Raw genomic sequence first — 15734 nt, 5'->3', positions numbered from 1 at the left:
GGTCCGGACCGCATCTGGTACGTGGGCGACGCCTTCGCCCAAGGCTTCTCGCTGGAAGAAGTGCATGGCCTGACCCACATCGACCCGTGGTTCCTGTCGCAGATCAAGGAGATCGTCGACATCGAACTGTGGCTGGAAAAGGATGTGGCGCTGGAGTCGCTGGACAAGGCGACCCTGTTCCAGCTGAAGCAGAAGGGCTTCTCGGATCGCCGCCTGGCCAAGCTGCTGAAGACTACCGACACCGCCGTGCGCGAACAGCGAAAGAAGCTTAACGTGCGTCCGGTCTTCAAGCGCGTCGATACCTGTGCGGGCGAGTTCTCGACCGATACCGCCTACATGTATTCGACCTATGACGAAGAGTGCGAATCCAACCCGACCGACAAGAAGAAGATCATGGTGCTGGGCGGTGGCCCGAACCGTATCGGCCAGGGTATCGAATTCGACTATTGCTGCGTGCACGCGGCCCTGGCGATGCGTGACGATGGTTACGAAACCATCATGGTCAACTGCAACCCGGAAACCGTCTCGACCGACTACGACACCTCCGACCGCCTGTACTTCGAGCCGGTGACGCTGGAAGACGTGCTGGAAATCGTCGACAAGGAAAAGCCGGTCGGCGTGATCGTCCAGTACGGCGGCCAGACCCCGCTGAAGCTGGCGCTGGACCTGGAAGCCAATGGCGTGCCCATCGTCGGCACCTCGCCCGACATGATTGACGCCGCCGAAGACCGCGAGCGTTTCCAGAAGCTGCTGCAGGACCTGGGCCTGCGCCAGCCGCCCAATCGTACCGCCCGTACCGAAGCCGACGCGCTGCAACTGGCGCAGGAAATCGGCTATCCGCTGGTGGTCCGCCCGTCCTACGTGCTGGGTGGCCGCGCCATGGAAATCGTCCACGAGCAGCGTGACCTGGAGCGCTACATGCGTGAAGCCGTCAAGGTTTCGCATGACTCTCCGGTGCTGCTGGACCGCTTCCTGAACGATGCGATCGAGGTGGACGTCGATTGCCTCTCCGACGGTGAACGTACTTTCATCGGCGGCGTGATGGAACACATCGAACAGGCTGGCGTGCACTCGGGCGACTCGGCTTGCTCGCTGCCGCCGTATTCGCTGTCCAAGGAAACGATTGAAGAACTGAAGCGCCAGACCGCGCTGATGGCCAAGGGCCTGAACGTGGTCGGTCTGATGAACGTGCAGTTCGCCATCCAGCAAAGTGAAGTCGATGGCAAGACCGTCGATACCGTCTTCGTGCTGGAAGTGAACCCGCGTGCATCGCGTACCGTGCCCTTCGTCTCCAAGGCCACCGGCCTGCAGCTGGCCAAGATCGCCGCGCGTTGCATGGTCGGCCAGTCGCTGGACAGCCAGGGCATCAAGAACGAAGTCGTGCCGCCTTACTACAGCGTCAAGGAAGCCGTGTTCCCGTTCGTCAAGTTCCCGGGCGTGGATACCATCCTCGGCCCTGAAATGAAGTCCACCGGTGAAGTCATGGGCGTGGGCAAGACCTTCGGCGAAGCCTTTGTGAAGTCGCAGATGGGTGCCGGCGTGAAGCTGCCTAAGTCCGGCAAGGTGTTCCTGTCGGTGAAGAACAGCGACAAGCCGCGTGCCGTGCAAGTGGCGCGCGACCTGGTTGGGCTGGGCTTCTCGATTGTCGCCACCAAGGGGACGGCGGCTGCCATCAGCGCGGCCGGCATTCCCGTGGCCACCGTCAACAAGGTGGTGGAAGGCCGTCCGCACGTCGTGGACATGGTCAAGAACAACGAGATCGCCCTCGTGGTGAACACCGTTGAAGAAAAGCGCAACGCCATTGCCGATTCCGGAGCGATCCGTACCTCGGCCCTGGCGGCCCGCGTGACCACCTTCACCACCATCGCCGGTGCCGAAGCGGCAGTGGAAGGCATGCGCCATCTGGACGCGCTGGACGTCTACGATTTACAAGGCCTGCATAAAGCTATACACTAAACCCACAACACGTTACTTTTGCCGGCGTTAGTTTGATGGGCGCCGGCAGGCAAAGAGGGCATCTGAGCAATCGATGCCCTCTCTGACTTTTGGACGACACCCTGCGGCCACAACATGTTCAATGTTGCAGGGCAGATCCGTCCGGGGACGCTAAGGACATGACGCCATCGGGCCACATTGATTCGGGCTTGCGCGTGGCGTCATGTCCTTAGCGGCTCTGAGTCAGAGCGCGTGTTGTTGAAGAGCTGACGGAATCCTGCAGCAACGGTCCGTTCACCAGCCAGACTGTTCCCGTAAAAACAACGCTTGTCCGCCAGGTTGGCGGCGCGGCTCTCTTTTTGCGTGTTCAGCGGCCGGCGGGCCTTGGATGCGTCTTCCGTGTAACCCTAACCTTGAGCAAGAGACTTATGAGCACAGTTCCCCTTACCAAGCGTGGCGCCGAACTTCTGAAGGAAGAATTGCACCGTTTGAAAACCAAAGAGCGTCCGGACGTCATCAACGCGATCGCCGAAGCGCGTGCGCAGGGCGACTTGTCCGAAAACGCTGAATACGAGTCGGCCAAGGAGCGCCAGGCCTTCATCGAAGGCCGTATCGCTGACCTGGAAGGCAAGCTGGGCGCCGCCCAGATCGTCGACCCGGCCGAACTGAACGCCGAAGGCCGCGTGGTCTTCGCCTCCACCGTGGACCTGGAAAACCTGGACAGCGGCGAGAAGGTGACCTACCAGATCGTGGGCCTGGACGAAGCCGACATCAAGGAATCGAAGGTCTCGGTGACCTCGCCCATCGCCCGTGCCCTGATCGGCAAGAGCGCCGGGGACGTGGTGGCCGTGGAAGCACCGTCGGGCCTGAAGGAATATGAAATCCTGGAAGTGCGCTACGTTTGATGTAGCCCGCCGCATCCGTCTGGCCAACGCCTGACGGATGCGGCAATGATCCTGCCGCAACACCGACGCCGGAAATGAAAATGCCCGCATCAGCGGGCATTCTGTTTTGTGGGCCGCAGCAAGCTGCAGCCCGGTGCGACGGGCGATCGAGGGATCAGCCGAGCGACTTCTTGGTGCTGCGCTGGCGCGGCTTGGCCTTCTTGACCAGGCCACCGGCGGTGATGCGTTCATTGCCCTTGAGCATGACCTTGCTCACCGAAGGACGCTTGGTGGCGTGCGACTTGACGATGGTCACTTCGCGCAGGCCGCCCTTGGCACCGGCAGCGGCTTTCTTGCCTTCGTCCTTTTGCGGGCGATACAGCACCAGCAGCTTGCCGATGTGTTGGACCGGCGCCGCCTTGAGTTCAGCGCAGATGGTTTCGTAGATCGCGATGCGAGCTTCGCGGTCGTCGCCGAAGACGCGGACCTTGATGAGGCCGTGGGCGTTCAGGCTCTTGTCGATTTCCTTCATGACGGATTCGGTCAGGCCACTTTCGCCTACCATCACGACGGGGTTCAAGCCATGGGCCTGGGCGCGCAGTTCGCTGCGCTCGGCGGGAGTCAGATTCAACATGGGAGTGCGGGTTCGGGACGAGGTCTCGGCGAAGCCAAGTTGTCCCTCAATGAGATAAAACCAGTATTCTACGCGAATGGCAAAGAACAAACTGAACAAAAACTGGTTACACGACCATATCAACGACCCTTATGTGAAGTTGGCACAGAAGGAAGGCTACCGTGCGCGCGCCGCCTACAAGCTCAAGGAAATCGATGAGGAAGAACGTCTCATCAAGCCCGGGCAGGTGATCGTCGACCTCGGCTGCACTCCCGGCAGTTGGTGCCAGTACGCCCGCAACAAGCTGGCCGGGGCTGAAGGCGGCGGCATCCACGGCACCATCATCGGGCTGGACATGCTGCCGATGGATCCGATTGCGGATGTGCACTATATCCAGGGCGACTTCCGCGAAGACGAGCCGGTACGCCAGCTCGAAGCCCTGCTGGACGGCCGCAAGGCCGACCTGGTGCTGTCGGACATGGCCCCCAACCTGTCAGGCGTGGCCATCGCCGACGCCGCGCGGGTGGAGTACCTGATCGACCTGGCCATCGAATTTGCGCAACTGCACATGAAACCTGGCGGCTCTTTGCTGGTCAAGTGTTTCAACGGGACCGGCTACAACGAATTGGTGCACAAATTCCGGGCCGAATTCAAGACGGTGATGTCCAAGAAGCCCAAGGCCAGCCGCGACAAGTCGTCCGAAATCTTTCTGCTAGGGAAAATCCTGAAAAATCCTCGCAGCTAATTCAGTTAAAGTTGATGCAAAACCGGTTCGTCGTCCGGGATACAGCGCAAAATCTGCTGTGAACACGGCGATTTAGTGAATTTTCCTGCCTTGTTTTGCCCGATTTCAGCCTTATATCGATTTTTGTAAATCGTTAGTTTGTCTGAATCGCAGGCAAGAATGTCTTCCCCGCCAGTCTTCAAGCTGATGTCGGAATGGCAAAGAAATGCGCTAACAGCCGGGCGTGACGCCTTTTTGTGCGTTGCGCGATGGCACAGTGGGGCAGGGCGAGGCTGGGCGGACGGCGGTTTTCCGTGTAAGGGTGGTTGAATCCGGGTAAAATCGGACGATACAAAGGCAACGTGGCGCGCAGGCGTCGGAGGAGTTCCAGTGAACAATATGTTTTCAAAGGCTGCCATCTGGGTAGTCATCGCGCTCGTGCTGTTTATGGTGTTCAAACAGTTCGACAGCCGCAGCATGGCGACCAATGCCAAGCCGATCGCGTATTCGGACTTCATCTCCGAGGTCAAGGCCGGACACATCAAGGATGCGACCATCGAGGATCGCAACATCATCGCCACCACCCAGGACGGCACCAAGGTCAAGACCGCGACCACCATCCTGGATCGCGGCCTGGTCGGTGACCTGCTCAACAATGGCGTGAAGTTCGACGTGCGCCAGCCGGAAGAGCAGTCCTTCCTGTCGCAAATCTTCATTTCCTGGTTCCCGATGCTGCTGTTGATTGGCGTCTGGATCTTCTTCATGCGCCAGATGCAAGGCGGCGGCAAGGGCGGCGCGTTCTCCTTCGGCAAGTCCAAGGCGCGCATGCTGGATGAGAACAGCAACTCGGTCACCTTCGCTGATGTCGCCGGTTGCGACGAAGCCAAGGAAGAAGTCCAGGAGCTGGTTGAATTCCTGCGTGACCCGACCAAGTTCCAGAAGCTGGGCGGCCGCATCCCCCACGGCGTGCTGATGGTCGGCCCCCCGGGTACCGGTAAGACCCTGCTGGCCCGCGCCATCGCCGGCGAAGCCAAGGTGCCGTTCTTTACCATCTCGGGTTCGGACTTCGTGGAAATGTTTGTCGGTGTCGGTGCCTCCCGTGTGCGCGACATGTTCGAGAACGCCAAGAAGCACGCTCCCTGCATCATCTTCATCGACGAAATCGACGCCGTCGGCCGCCATCGTGGTGCCGGCATGGGCGGCGGCAACGACGAACGCGAACAGACCCTGAACCAGATGCTGGTGGAGATGGACGGCTTCGAAGCCAACTCCGGCGTCATCGTGATCGCTGCCACCAACCGTGCCGACGTGCTGGACAAGGCGCTGCTGCGTCCGGGCCGCTTCGACCGCCAGGTGATGGTCGGCCTGCCTGACATCCGTGGCCGCGAACAGATCCTCTACGTCCACATGCGCAAGGTGCCCATCGCCCCTGACGTCAAGGCCGACATCCTGGCCCGTGGCACCCCCGGTTTCTCCGGCGCCGACCTGGCCAACCTGGTCAACGAAGCGGCCCTGTTCGCTGCGCGCCGCAACAAGCGCCTGGTGGAAATGCAGGACTTCGAAGATGCCAAGGACAAGATCGTCATGGGTCCGGAACGCAAGTCGGCCGTGATGCGCGAGGAAGAACGCCGCAACACCGCCTACCACGAGTCCGGCCACGCCGTCGTCGCCAAGCTGCTGCCCAAGGCCGATCCGGTTCACAAGGTCACCATCATGCCGCGTGGCTATGCTCTGGGCCTGACCTGGCAGCTGCCGGAACATGACCGCGTGAACATGTACAAGGACAAGATGCTGGAAGAGATCTCGATCCTCTTCGGTGGCCGTATCGCTGAAGAAATCTTCATGCACCAGATGTCCACCGGCGCCTCCAACGACTTCGAGCGCGCCACCAAGCTGGCCCGCGCCATGGTTACCCGCTATGGCATGTCCGTGACCCTGGGCACCATGGTGTATGAAGATTCGGAGCAGGATGCCTACTTCGGCCGCATGTCGTCCAAGACCGTCTCCGAAGCCACCCAGCAAAAGGTGGACGCTGAAATCCGCAGCATCCTGGACGAGCAATACGCCTTGGCCCGCCGCCTGCTGGAAGAGAACCGCGAGAAGGTCGACGTCATGGCCAAGGCCCTGCTGGAATGGGAAACCCTGGACGCTGATCAGGTCAACGACATCATGAATGGCGACGAACCGCGTCCGCCGCGCAATGGTGTCCCGGCCAAGAAGTCGCCCTCGGACAACAACCGTTCCGGCGACGTCTCGCCCAACGCCACTGCCCCGGCCTGAGGCGTGCAGCGCAAGGCGCAGGGCGTGAATGCCTGAAGCCGCAGACTCGATGAAGGTGAGGAGAAATCCTCACCTTTTTTATTTGGCGAATGAATTTGGCAGATGAAAAAGCGTGCAGCCGATGGCGCCCCTGCCGGACAAAAGTGTAAAGGCGGTCCATCGGCGGTGTATCATGCTGCCGCACAGCGATGGTGCGCGGCAGCATGCATAGGGCCGCCACCTCGGGCAATTCATCCGCATCACCCACCACAGCAAGATGACGCAAGCTTTCCTCAAATGCGGCAGGTTCCGCCTGCCGGTCCAGCCTGGCCGCCGGCCGCTGGTCATGGGCATCCTCAACGTGACGCCCGATTCCTTCTCCGATGGCGGTCGCCATCATTCGCTGGAACTGGCCCTGACCCATGCCGAACAGATGATTGCCGACGGCGTCGACATCATTGACATCGGTGGCGAGTCCACCCGCCCCGGCATTGCGCCGCTGTCGCTGCAGGAAGAGCTGCAGCGCGTCATGCCGGTGATCTACGCCCTGCGCGACTGCGGCAAGCCCCTGTCGCTGGATACCTACAAGCCGGCCGTCATGCGCGAAGCGCTGGTCGCCGAGGTGGACATGATCAACGACATCAACGGTTTCCGTGCCGAGGGGGCCATCGATGCGGTCAAGGACAGCGAAGCCGGCCTGTGCGTGATGCATATGCAAGGCCAGCCCCAGACCATGCAGCAAGAACCCCGATATGAAGATGTGGTCACCGAGGTCGAGCAATTCCTGCAGACCCAGGTCGGCCTGATGAAGGCGGCCGGTATCGGACGTGAACGGATTTGCATCGACCCCGGTTTTGGTTTTGGCAAGACTGTGGAGCATAATCTGGCTTTGCTCAGGAACACGCGCCGATTGATCGACACGCTGGATCTGCCGCTGCTGGCCGGCATGTCGCGCAAGTCCATGATCGGTGCGGTCACCGGCAAGCCGCTGGAACGCCGCATGGCCGGCAGTATCGGTGCGGCGCTGGCGGCGGCGCAGCAGGGGGCGATGATCATCCGCGTGCACGATGTGGCCGAGACGGTCGACGCGCTGGCCATGTGGCAGGCAGGACGCGGCGACCTTTGATGCAGGCCGCGGTACGTGCGCGAACGTGATCGAAACTCAAGCACGACAACAGATTTCATGGGAAACAGGCCGGCGCGCTCGCCGGGCCTGCAAGACATCAATCAGCAGAAGCGTTAAGCATTAAGCGATAAGGGACCAACATGGCAGGAAAATACTTCGGCACCGATGGCGTGCGCGGTCGCGTGGGCGTGGCCCCGATCACACCGGATTTCGTCATGCGCCTGGGCTATGCGGCCGGCAAGGTCCTGGCCAAGTCCAAGGATGGCGTGGCCCGTCCCACGGTGCTGATCGGCAAGGACACCCGGATCTCCGGCTACATGCTGGAAGCCGCGCTGGAAGCCGGCTTCGCCGCTGCCGGCGTGGACGTCTGGCTGGCCGGCCCGCTGCCGACCCCGGCCGTGGCCTACCTGACCCGTGCCCAGCGTCTCTCGGCGGGTGTGGTGATCTCGGCCTCGCACAATCCCTATCACGACAACGGCATCAAGTTCTTCTCTGCCAAGGGCAACAAGCTGCCCGACCAGGTCGAGGCGGATATCGAAGCGGCGCTGGAGCAGCCCATGGAGTGCGTCCCCTCCGAGAAGCTGGGCAAGGCGCGCCGCCTGTCGGATGCGGCCGGCCGCTACATCGAATTCTGCAAGAGCACCTTCCCCAGTGCCATGGACCTGCGCGGCATGCGCCTGGTGGTGGACTGTGCCAACGGCGCGGCCTACAACATCGCCCCGCACGTATTCCATGAGCTGGGTGCGGAAGTCATCACCATCGGCAACCAGCCCGATGGCCTGAACATCAACGAGGATTGCGGCGCCACCGCCCCCAAGTCGCTGGTGGCGTCTGTCCGCGAATACCGCGCCGACCTCGGCATTGCGCTCGATGGTGATGCCGACCGTCTCATCATGGTCGATGGCAGCGGCCGTATCTACAACGGTGATGAACTGCTTTACCTGATGGTCAAGGACCGCCTGAGCAGCGGCGCGGTCGATGGCGCAGTCGGTACCCTCATGACCAACATGGCCCTGGAAGTGGCCTTCAAGAAGATGGGCGTGCCCTTCGCACGTGCCAAGGTGGGCGACCGCTACGTGCTGGAAGTGCTGCAGGAAAAGGGCTGGCTGCTCGGCGGCGAAGGCTCCGGCCACCTGCTGGCGCTGGACAAGCACACCACCGGCGATGGCATCGTCTCGGCGCTGCAGGTGCTGTGTGCCTTGAAGCGCGCCGGCCAGACCCTGGCCCAGATGACCGGCGACATCACCCTGTATCCGCAATCGCTGATCAATGTGAAGATTCCTGCCGGCTACGACTGGAAGTCCAACACCGCGCTGCAAGCCGAACAGGCCGCCGTGGAAGAAGAACTGGGCGAGCGCGGCCGCGTGCTGCTGCGTCCGTCCGGCACCGAGCCGCTGATCCGCGTGATGGTGGAGGCGCAGGAAGCCGAGCTGGCGCGCAGCATGGCCCAGCGTATCGCGGCCAAGGTGCTCTGAGTCAGTTGTTGCGGATCCAAGGACGATGTCAAAAGAGCTCCCTCATATCCTGATGGTCGAAGACGAACCCAGCATCGCGGAGCTGTTGCGCTTCACGATGCAGGGCGCGGGCTTTGCCACCACGATCGCCACCGACGTGGCCCAGGCCCGCAAGCTCATTGCCGAGTCGCTGCCTCATGTCGTGCTGCTGGACTGGATGCTGCCCGACAGCTCCGGCCTGGTGCTGCTTTCCGAGCTGCGGCGCGACCAGCGCACGGCGGCGCTGCCGGTCATCATGCTCACCGCCAAGGGCATGGAAGAAGACAAGGTCAAGGGCTTGAACGAAGGTGCGGATGATTACGTGACCAAGCCGTTCTCTCCCAAGGAACTGGTGGCGCGCGTGCAGGCCCTCTTGCGCCGAAAGGCGCCGGAGATCGGCAGCCAGGCGCTCAAATACCGCGACATCAGCATCGACGTCGAACGCCGCCAGGTGGCGGTGGCGGGCCGGGCGGTGGCGCTGGACCAGGCCGAATTCAAGCTGCTGCGCTATCTGGTGGCGCATCCGGAACGCATCTTCTCGCGCGCCCAGTTGCTGGACAAGGTCTGGGGTGACCATACCTTCATCGAGGAACGCACGGTGGATGTGCACATCATGCGGCTGCGCAAGTCGCTGGGCGATCTGGCGCATTACGTGCAGACGGTGCGCGGGATGGGTTACAAGCTGAGCGCCGAGCAGTGAGGTGAGCTACCCGCTGCCAGCAAGATGAATGAAAAGGCGATCTCCGGGTCGCCTTTTTTGCGTCTGCTCAGTCGAGCGGCACGCTGCGATAACGGTTCACCTCAGAAGCCGAGACGAATCCTCCCTGGTTGCCCCAGCTGTTGCGGACATAGGAGACCAATGCTGCCACTTCCTGGTCACTCAGTTGCGGGCCGAAGGGCGGCATGCCGAAGGGATAGGGATTGCCGGCCGTCGACGGCGGGAAACCGCCGTTGAGCACCGCGCGAATGGCATTGACCGGTTGCGGTCCGCCAATGGCGTGATTGCCGGCCAGCGGCGGATAGTCCGGTGCACTGCCTTGACCCTTGCCGCCGTGGCAGTCCACGCACAACTCCCCATAGAGCTTCTTGCCCTGTTTGAGGATGCGTTCTGCCTCGGCGGGCTCCGGCTGCGCGGCGGCGCTGGCAGCGGGCAGGGGCTGGGCCGGCAGCGACTTCAGGTAGACCGCCATGGCATTGATGTCCTCGTCGTTCAGATACTGCAGGCTGCGCCCGACGATTTCCGACATCGGTCCCAGCGAGGTGCCGCGCGGCGAGACGCCGGTCCTGAGCAGGGCGGCGATGTCGGCTTCGCTCCAGCCGCCCAGGCCGTGTTCGCCACCATGCAGGGGCGGTGCATACCAGTCCAGCGCGGGGATCATGCCGCCGGCCAGATCCAGCGGTGCGATGCTGGCCGCCACCACGTTGCGGGCGCTGTGGCAGGCGCTGCAATGGCCAGCGCCGCGCACCAGGTAGGCACCGCGATTCCACTGGGCGGAGCGCGCCGGATCAGGCTGGTATACAGCCGGTGTGAAGAAAAATGCACGCCATAGCCCCAGCAGCGGGCGCTGGTCGTAAGGGAAGCGCAAATCATGTGAACGATTGGGCTGATTTACGGGGGGCAGCGTGCGCAGCCAGGCGAACAGGGCGTCGCTGTCTTCGCGGCTGAGCTGGGTATAGCTGGTGTAGGGGAAAGCCGGAAAGAGGAAACGGCCGTCGCGTCCGCGTCCGTGGTGCAGGGCACGCCAGAAATCGTCGGCGCTCCAGTCACCGATGCCGTTGGCGCGATCGGGTGTGATGTTGGTGGTGTAGATCGTGCCGAAGGGCGTCGGCAGGGCGCGTCCCCCGGCATAGGCCGCGCCGCCGCGCACGGTGTGGCAGGCCATGCAATTTCCGGCGCGCGCCAGGTACTGGCCCTTGGCCAGCTGCGCCTGATGGTCGGTCACCGGGACGACCACGCCAGGATCTTCACTGCGCAGGCTTTGCCAGGCGATCACGCCGCCGGCCAGCGCCACCACGGCCAGCACGCTGCCCAGCAGGATCCCCAGTCCCAGGCGCAAGGTCCGGTTCATCGTGCCGCTCCTGCACTGGCGGAGGAACCCGGCATGCTGCCGCAGGCCACCGGCAACGGTTTGGGCAGCACGCGCTCAGGCGCATAGTCCGCCGGGACCGGCTGGGAGGACAGCCAGCTGCTGGCTGCATTGATTTCTTCCGGGCTCAATGCCCTGGCGATCTCGCCCATGCAATCGGGTGCCTTGGCGGTGCGTTCGCCATTGCGCCAGGCGCCCAGTTGCGCATTGATGTAGTCGCGCGGCAGGCCCAGCAATCCCGGAATGCCGGGCTGCACGCCGGTCAACCCGGCACCGTGGCAACTGGCGCAGGCCGCAATGCCCTGGGCTGGCTTGCCCTGGCTGACCAGCAGGCGTCCGCGTTCCAGCACCGTGGCGCTCACATCGGCCGGCACCGGGGGCGGATAGGGCGGATGCTGGTCGGCGAAGAACAGGGCGATCTGCTGCAGGTAATCGTCAGAAAGATGGCCCAGCAGGTAATTCATCATCGGATAGCGGCGCCGGCCATCGCGGAAACTCTGCAGCTGGTTCAGCAGATAGCCCTCCGGCTTGCCGGCGATGCGCGGATAGTAGCCATCGGCCGTGGCGCGCCCTTCCTTGCCATGGCAGGCGATGCAGGCGGCCATGCGTTCGGCCATGCCCGGTATGGCGCGCGGCTTGTCCGCGGGCGTCTGGGCCATGGCTGCGCCGCCCGCGATCAGTGTCCCCAGGGCGGCGGCTGCAAGCTTCTTCATATTTGTTGTGGGCAAGCGCATCGGCCTATTGTAGTCCATGCGCGCGCCGCGCTTGCGGCTTTGCAAGGCCGGGCGCAGCGGATACAATAGCGGCCTTGTTTGCCCCCGTAGCTCAGTGGATAGAGCGATCCCCTCCTAAGTCAAATTGGGCAGCGGATGCCGAAAGGCACCGCCTGAATGGAGTCAAAGTCGGTGAACCCTGACAGCGCATGCAGTTCCGTCTGCAGCGGCTGCTGGCAATACCGAGCCAAGCCGGTTTCCTCGGAAGCCGGAAGGTGTAGAGACTAGACGGCTCCGGCCTTCCGACCTTGCCGTCAGGGCAGGGTCCATGGCCAAGGTATAGTCCAGACTACAAACATCCGGTTACACGACGTTCATGTATCTGATGGTGGCGAAAGCCATAGTGGTATGAAGGGATAGGTCACACGTTCGATCCGTGTCGGGGGCACCAGACAAAAGGAAACGGGCACTTCTTCGGAAGTGCCCGTTTTTTTCGTGCTGCCGATTGGCTCAATGAAGTTGCCAGGCCAGTGGCCTGGCATTGCCTCAATGACCCTGGTTGGTATTGTCCAGGAAGCGTCTTGCGCTCTCGCTCTGAGGCCGGTTTGCCGAGCCGCCAGGCGCTGCCGCCGGCGCTCCCTGCGAGGTACCCGGCACGTTCGGTGCCGGTTGCGCGTTGCCCGGTGCGGCCGGAGTCTGGCTGGGTGTCCAGCCGAAGAAGTTCGAGATCGCATCCACCACCGTCACGCCCACATTGGTCACCAGGCCGTTGTTGGGCGTGAAGTTGTCGTAATAGGGCTCGCCATCGATGAAGCGGATGCCTTCCGGCACCGGCAGGTCGAACTGCGGCACCCCCTTCAAGGCCTTGGCCATGTAGTCGACCCAGATCGGCAGCGCCAGCTGTGCGCCGAATTCCTTGCTGCCCAGGCTCTTGGGCTGGTCATAGCCCATCCAGGCCACGGTGGCCAAAGTGCGCTGGTAACCGGCGAACCAGCCATCGACGGCATCATTGGTGGTACCGGTCTTGCCGGCCAGGTCGGTGCGGCCGATGCTGTTGCTGCGCGCACCGGTGCCGCCCTGGGCCACCGCCTTGAGCATGCTGGTCATCATGTAGCTGTTGCGTTCCGAGACCACGCGCGGTGCGCCATTGCCCACGATCAGCGGCTCCGCCTTGGACAGCACCTTGCCGCGCGCATCGGTGATCTGCGAGATCAGGTAGGGCTGGATCTTGTAGCCGCCATTGGCAAACACCGAGTAGGCGGCAGACAGCTGCAGCGGATTGGTCTGCCCTGCACCCAGCGCCATGGGCAGGTAGGGCGGGACCTTGTCGGCATCGAAGCCATAGGTGCCGGTGATGAAGTCCTTGGCATAGGGCACGCCAATGTAGTCCAGCGTGCGGATGGCCACCAGGTTCACCGACTTCTGCAGGGCAGTGCGCACGGTGATGGGACCGGCCGGGGTTTCGTCATCCTTGGGTTCCCAGTTCGGCTGGCCGGGGCCGGCCGGATAGGAGACCGGGGCATCGTTGACGATGGAGGCCGGTGCAAAACCCTTCTCCAATGCAGCCGAATAGATGAAGGGTTTGAAGGTCGAACCCGGCTGGCGCCAGGCTTGGGTGACGTGGTTGAAATTGTTCTGGGTGAAGTCGAAACCCCCCACCAGGGCGCGGATGGCGCCATCCTGCGGCACCACCGAGACCAGCGCCGCTTCCACCTGCGGCAACTGCACCACCTGCCAGTTCTGCTTGGCATCCTGCATCACGCGGATCAGGGCACCCGGCGCGATGCGGATCTCCTTCTTGGCCTTCTCCGACAGGGCCGCGGCCACGAAGCGCAGGGCTTCGCCCTTGATGCTGATCTTGTCGCCGCTGCGCAGCACCGCATCGATCTGCTTGGGGCTGGCGGCCACCACCACGGCGGCCAGGATGTCGTCGTTGTCGGGATGGTCGTCCATGACGTCGTCGATGGCCGAGGCGCGGTCTTCGGCATTGGCGGGCAGTTCGATGGTTTCTTCCGGACCGCGATAGCCGTGGCGGCGGTCGTAATCCATCACGCCCTTGCGCACGGCCAGGTAGGCCGCCTGCTGATCGGCCGCATTGACGGTGGTGTAGACGTTGAAGCCCTGGGTGTAGGTGTCTTCCTTGTACTGCGCGTACACCATCTGGCGCACCATTTCGTTCACGTATTCGGCGTGGATGCTGTACTGGCTGCCCGGTGCGCGGACCTTCAGTTCTTCCTTGGCGGCCTTTTCATATTGCGCCTTGGTGATGAAGCCCACTTCCATCATGCGCTGCAGGATGTATTGCTGGCGGATGTGCGCGCGCTTGGGATTGACGATGGGGTTGTAGGCCGAGGGCGCCTTGGGCAGACCGGCCAGCATGGCGGCTTCGGCCAGGGAAATATCCTTCAGGTCCTTGCCGAAGTAGGTGCGGGCGGCGGCGGCGAAGCCGAAGGCGCGCTGGCCCAGGTAGATCTGGTTCATGTAGACCTCCAGGATCTGGTCCTTGGTCAGGGCATGTTCGATCTTGTTGGCCAGCAGCACTTCGTAGAGCTTGCGGGAGAAGGTTTTTTCCTTGGTCAGGAACACGTTGCGCGCCACCTGCATGGTGATGGTGCTGGCCCCCTGCGAGGCACTGCCGCGCAGCACGTCGGTGGCCAGGGCGCGGGCGATGCCGATCCAGTCGATGCCGCCGTGCTCATAGAAACGATAGTCCTCGATGGCCAGCACGGCATTCTTCATGTCGGCCGGGATATCTTCCAGTTTGACCAGGCTGCGCTTTTCTTCACCAAACTCGCCGAGCAGGACCTTGTCCTCGGACCAGATGCGCAGCGGCACCTTGGGACGGTAGTCGGTGATCAGGTCCAGCGAAGGCAGGCGCGGGTTGATGAAGATCAGTGCATACACCACCAGCAGGGCAGCGGCGACGCCGAGACCGAGGATGGACAGACCGATGAACTTGGCGATGTTGGGATTGAGGAAGCCGCGCTGGCGGCGCAGGTCCGGCAAAGAGGAAAAAGGCATGGGATGAGCGGGAATCGGAATGCGCTATCTTACCGCATCGCACCGCCGGCCCGGCGTGCCCGCCACGGGCAATGCTTAACCAGTTGTAACATGGCGCCCGGACGACGGGGAATTTCGAGCTTTTGTCGTTATTTTTCATCAATCCCGTTGCCAAAGTGCAAGCCGCAGCCGTTCCGGCCCATCGAAAGGGGCAAGGGCGCGCTTAAATCAGCATTTGTGCGGCGCAGTCGGTACAATGCCGCTCTCGCGCTTTTTCCTGCATCAAGCGCCTTTCGCATTCATCCTGCGCGGCTTGGGCCGACGCATTCACGCAGATCACGCACGCTATGGCAGTCATTTCCCTCTCCGACGCACAACTGGCCTTCGGCCACGTTGCCCTCCTGGATCACGCCGAATTCTCGCTGGAGACCGGCGAACGCATCGGCCTGATCGGCCGCAACGGCACCGGCAAGTCCTCGCTGCTGAAGATCATCGCCGGCCGTTCCAAGCTCGATGATGGCCTCTTGGTGATGCAGCAGAACCTGAAGATCGCCTACGTCGACCAGGAACCGCATTTCCCGGAAGAGATGACCGTCTTCGACGCCGTGGCCTCAGGCCTGGGCGAGCTGCCGGCGCTCTTGGCCGAATACGAAGCCATTACCGGCCAGTTCGGCGGTGACAACGACGACGCCCTGCTGGAACGCATGCACCAGATCCAGACCGTGTTGGATGCGGCCGACGCCTGGTCCATCGGCAACAAGGTCGAGACCACCCTGGACAAGCTGAACCTGAACCGCGATGCCCGCATCGGCGAGCTCTCCGGCGGCATGAAGAAACGCGTGGCGCTGGCCTGCGGCCTGGTCGGCAACCCCGACGTGCTGCTGCTGGACGAACCGACCA

Annotated in this window: 12 protein-coding genes; 8 read left to right on the top strand and 4 right to left on the bottom strand. The window is 62.7% G+C overall.

Annotated features, from left to right (window positions below; all coding sequences use genetic code 11):
• Together carB and greA are read left to right on the top strand one after the other, a co-directional pair.
• On the top strand, positions 1 to 1956 hold a 1956-nt coding region (gene carB / locus B3873_RS02875; RefSeq protein WP_286863928.1), incomplete at its 5' end, for a carbamoyl-phosphate synthase large subunit.
• Positions 1957 to 2363: 407 nt separating this feature from the next.
• Entirely contained in the window at positions 2364 to 2840 is a 477-nt protein-coding gene (gene greA / locus B3873_RS02870; protein WP_209531699.1) for a transcription elongation factor GreA, read from the top strand.
• A gap of 154 nt (positions 2841 to 2994) precedes the next feature.
• Here the strand turns inward: greA and yhbY are convergent, their stop codons facing one another.
• Entirely contained in the window at positions 2995 to 3453 is a 459-nt protein-coding gene (gene yhbY, locus B3873_RS02865; protein WP_034340366.1) for a ribosome assembly RNA-binding protein YhbY, read from the bottom strand.
• Positions 3454 to 3529: 76 nt separating this feature from the next.
• Here yhbY and B3873_RS02860 point away from each other — a divergent pair, with 76 nt between their 5' ends.
• The 5 genes from B3873_RS02860 (at position 3530) to B3873_RS02840 (ending at position 9734) form a co-directional block, all read left to right on the top strand.
• On the top strand, positions 3530 to 4177 hold the full coding sequence (locus B3873_RS02860; protein ID WP_039788704.1) for an RlmE family RNA methyltransferase: 648 nt from the start codon (positions 3530 to 3532) through the stop codon (positions 4175 to 4177).
• A gap of 369 nt (positions 4178 to 4546) precedes the next feature.
• Positions 4547 to 6436, top strand: a complete 1890-nt coding sequence (gene ftsH, locus B3873_RS02855; protein ID WP_034340372.1) for an ATP-dependent zinc metalloprotease FtsH — start codon at positions 4547 to 4549, stop codon at positions 6434 to 6436.
• Between the two features lie 256 nt (positions 6437 to 6692).
• Positions 6693 to 7541: a dihydropteroate synthase gene (gene folP, locus B3873_RS02850; protein WP_286863925.1), complete on the top strand. Its 849-nt coding sequence runs from the start codon at positions 6693 to 6695 to the stop codon at positions 7539 to 7541.
• Between the two features lie 140 nt (positions 7542 to 7681).
• Complete coding sequence (gene glmM / locus B3873_RS02845) at positions 7682 to 9016, top strand: phosphoglucosamine mutase (RefSeq protein WP_034340380.1); 1335 nt, start codon at positions 7682 to 7684, stop codon at positions 9014 to 9016.
• A gap of 25 nt (positions 9017 to 9041) precedes the next feature.
• On the top strand, positions 9042 to 9734 hold the full coding sequence (locus tag B3873_RS02840; RefSeq protein ID WP_034340383.1) for a response regulator: 693 nt from the start codon (positions 9042 to 9044) through the stop codon (positions 9732 to 9734).
• 67 nt (positions 9735 to 9801) lie between these two features.
• Here the strand turns inward: B3873_RS02840 and B3873_RS02835 are convergent, their stop codons facing one another.
• The 3 genes from B3873_RS02835 to B3873_RS02825 all read right to left on the bottom strand — a co-directional run bounded on the left by B3873_RS02835 (position 9802) and on the right by B3873_RS02825 (position 14855).
• The gene (locus B3873_RS02835; protein WP_286863924.1) at positions 9802 to 11103 is read right to left on the bottom strand and encodes a c-type cytochrome; all 1302 of its coding nucleotides are present in this window, start codon (positions 11101 to 11103) and stop codon (positions 9802 to 9804) included.
• Positions 11100 to 11834, bottom strand: coding sequence for a c-type cytochrome (locus tag B3873_RS02830; protein WP_375166018.1), 735 nt, complete (start codon positions 11832 to 11834; stop codon positions 11100 to 11102). The genes B3873_RS02835 and B3873_RS02830 overlap by 4 nt, the downstream gene beginning before the upstream one ends.
• A gap of 546 nt (positions 11835 to 12380) precedes the next feature.
• Positions 12381 to 14855, bottom strand: a complete 2475-nt coding sequence (locus tag B3873_RS02825) for a penicillin-binding protein 1A (protein ID WP_209531693.1) — start codon at positions 14853 to 14855, stop codon at positions 12381 to 12383.
• 326 nt (positions 14856 to 15181) lie between these two features.
• Between B3873_RS02825 and B3873_RS02820 the strand changes: the two genes are divergently transcribed.
• Positions 15182 to 15734 (top strand): ATP-binding cassette domain-containing protein (locus B3873_RS02820; RefSeq protein ID WP_286863923.1); only part of this gene is annotated, 553 nt, incomplete at its 3' end.

The organism is Herbaspirillum sp. UBA812, assembly GCF_002296545.1.
Classification (GTDB): domain Bacteria; phylum Pseudomonadota; class Gammaproteobacteria; order Burkholderiales; family Burkholderiaceae_D; genus Herbaspirillum; species Herbaspirillum huttiense.
The sequence above is the reverse complement of the archived record's forward strand: the minus strand, read 5'-3'. Positions and strand labels throughout refer to the sequence as shown.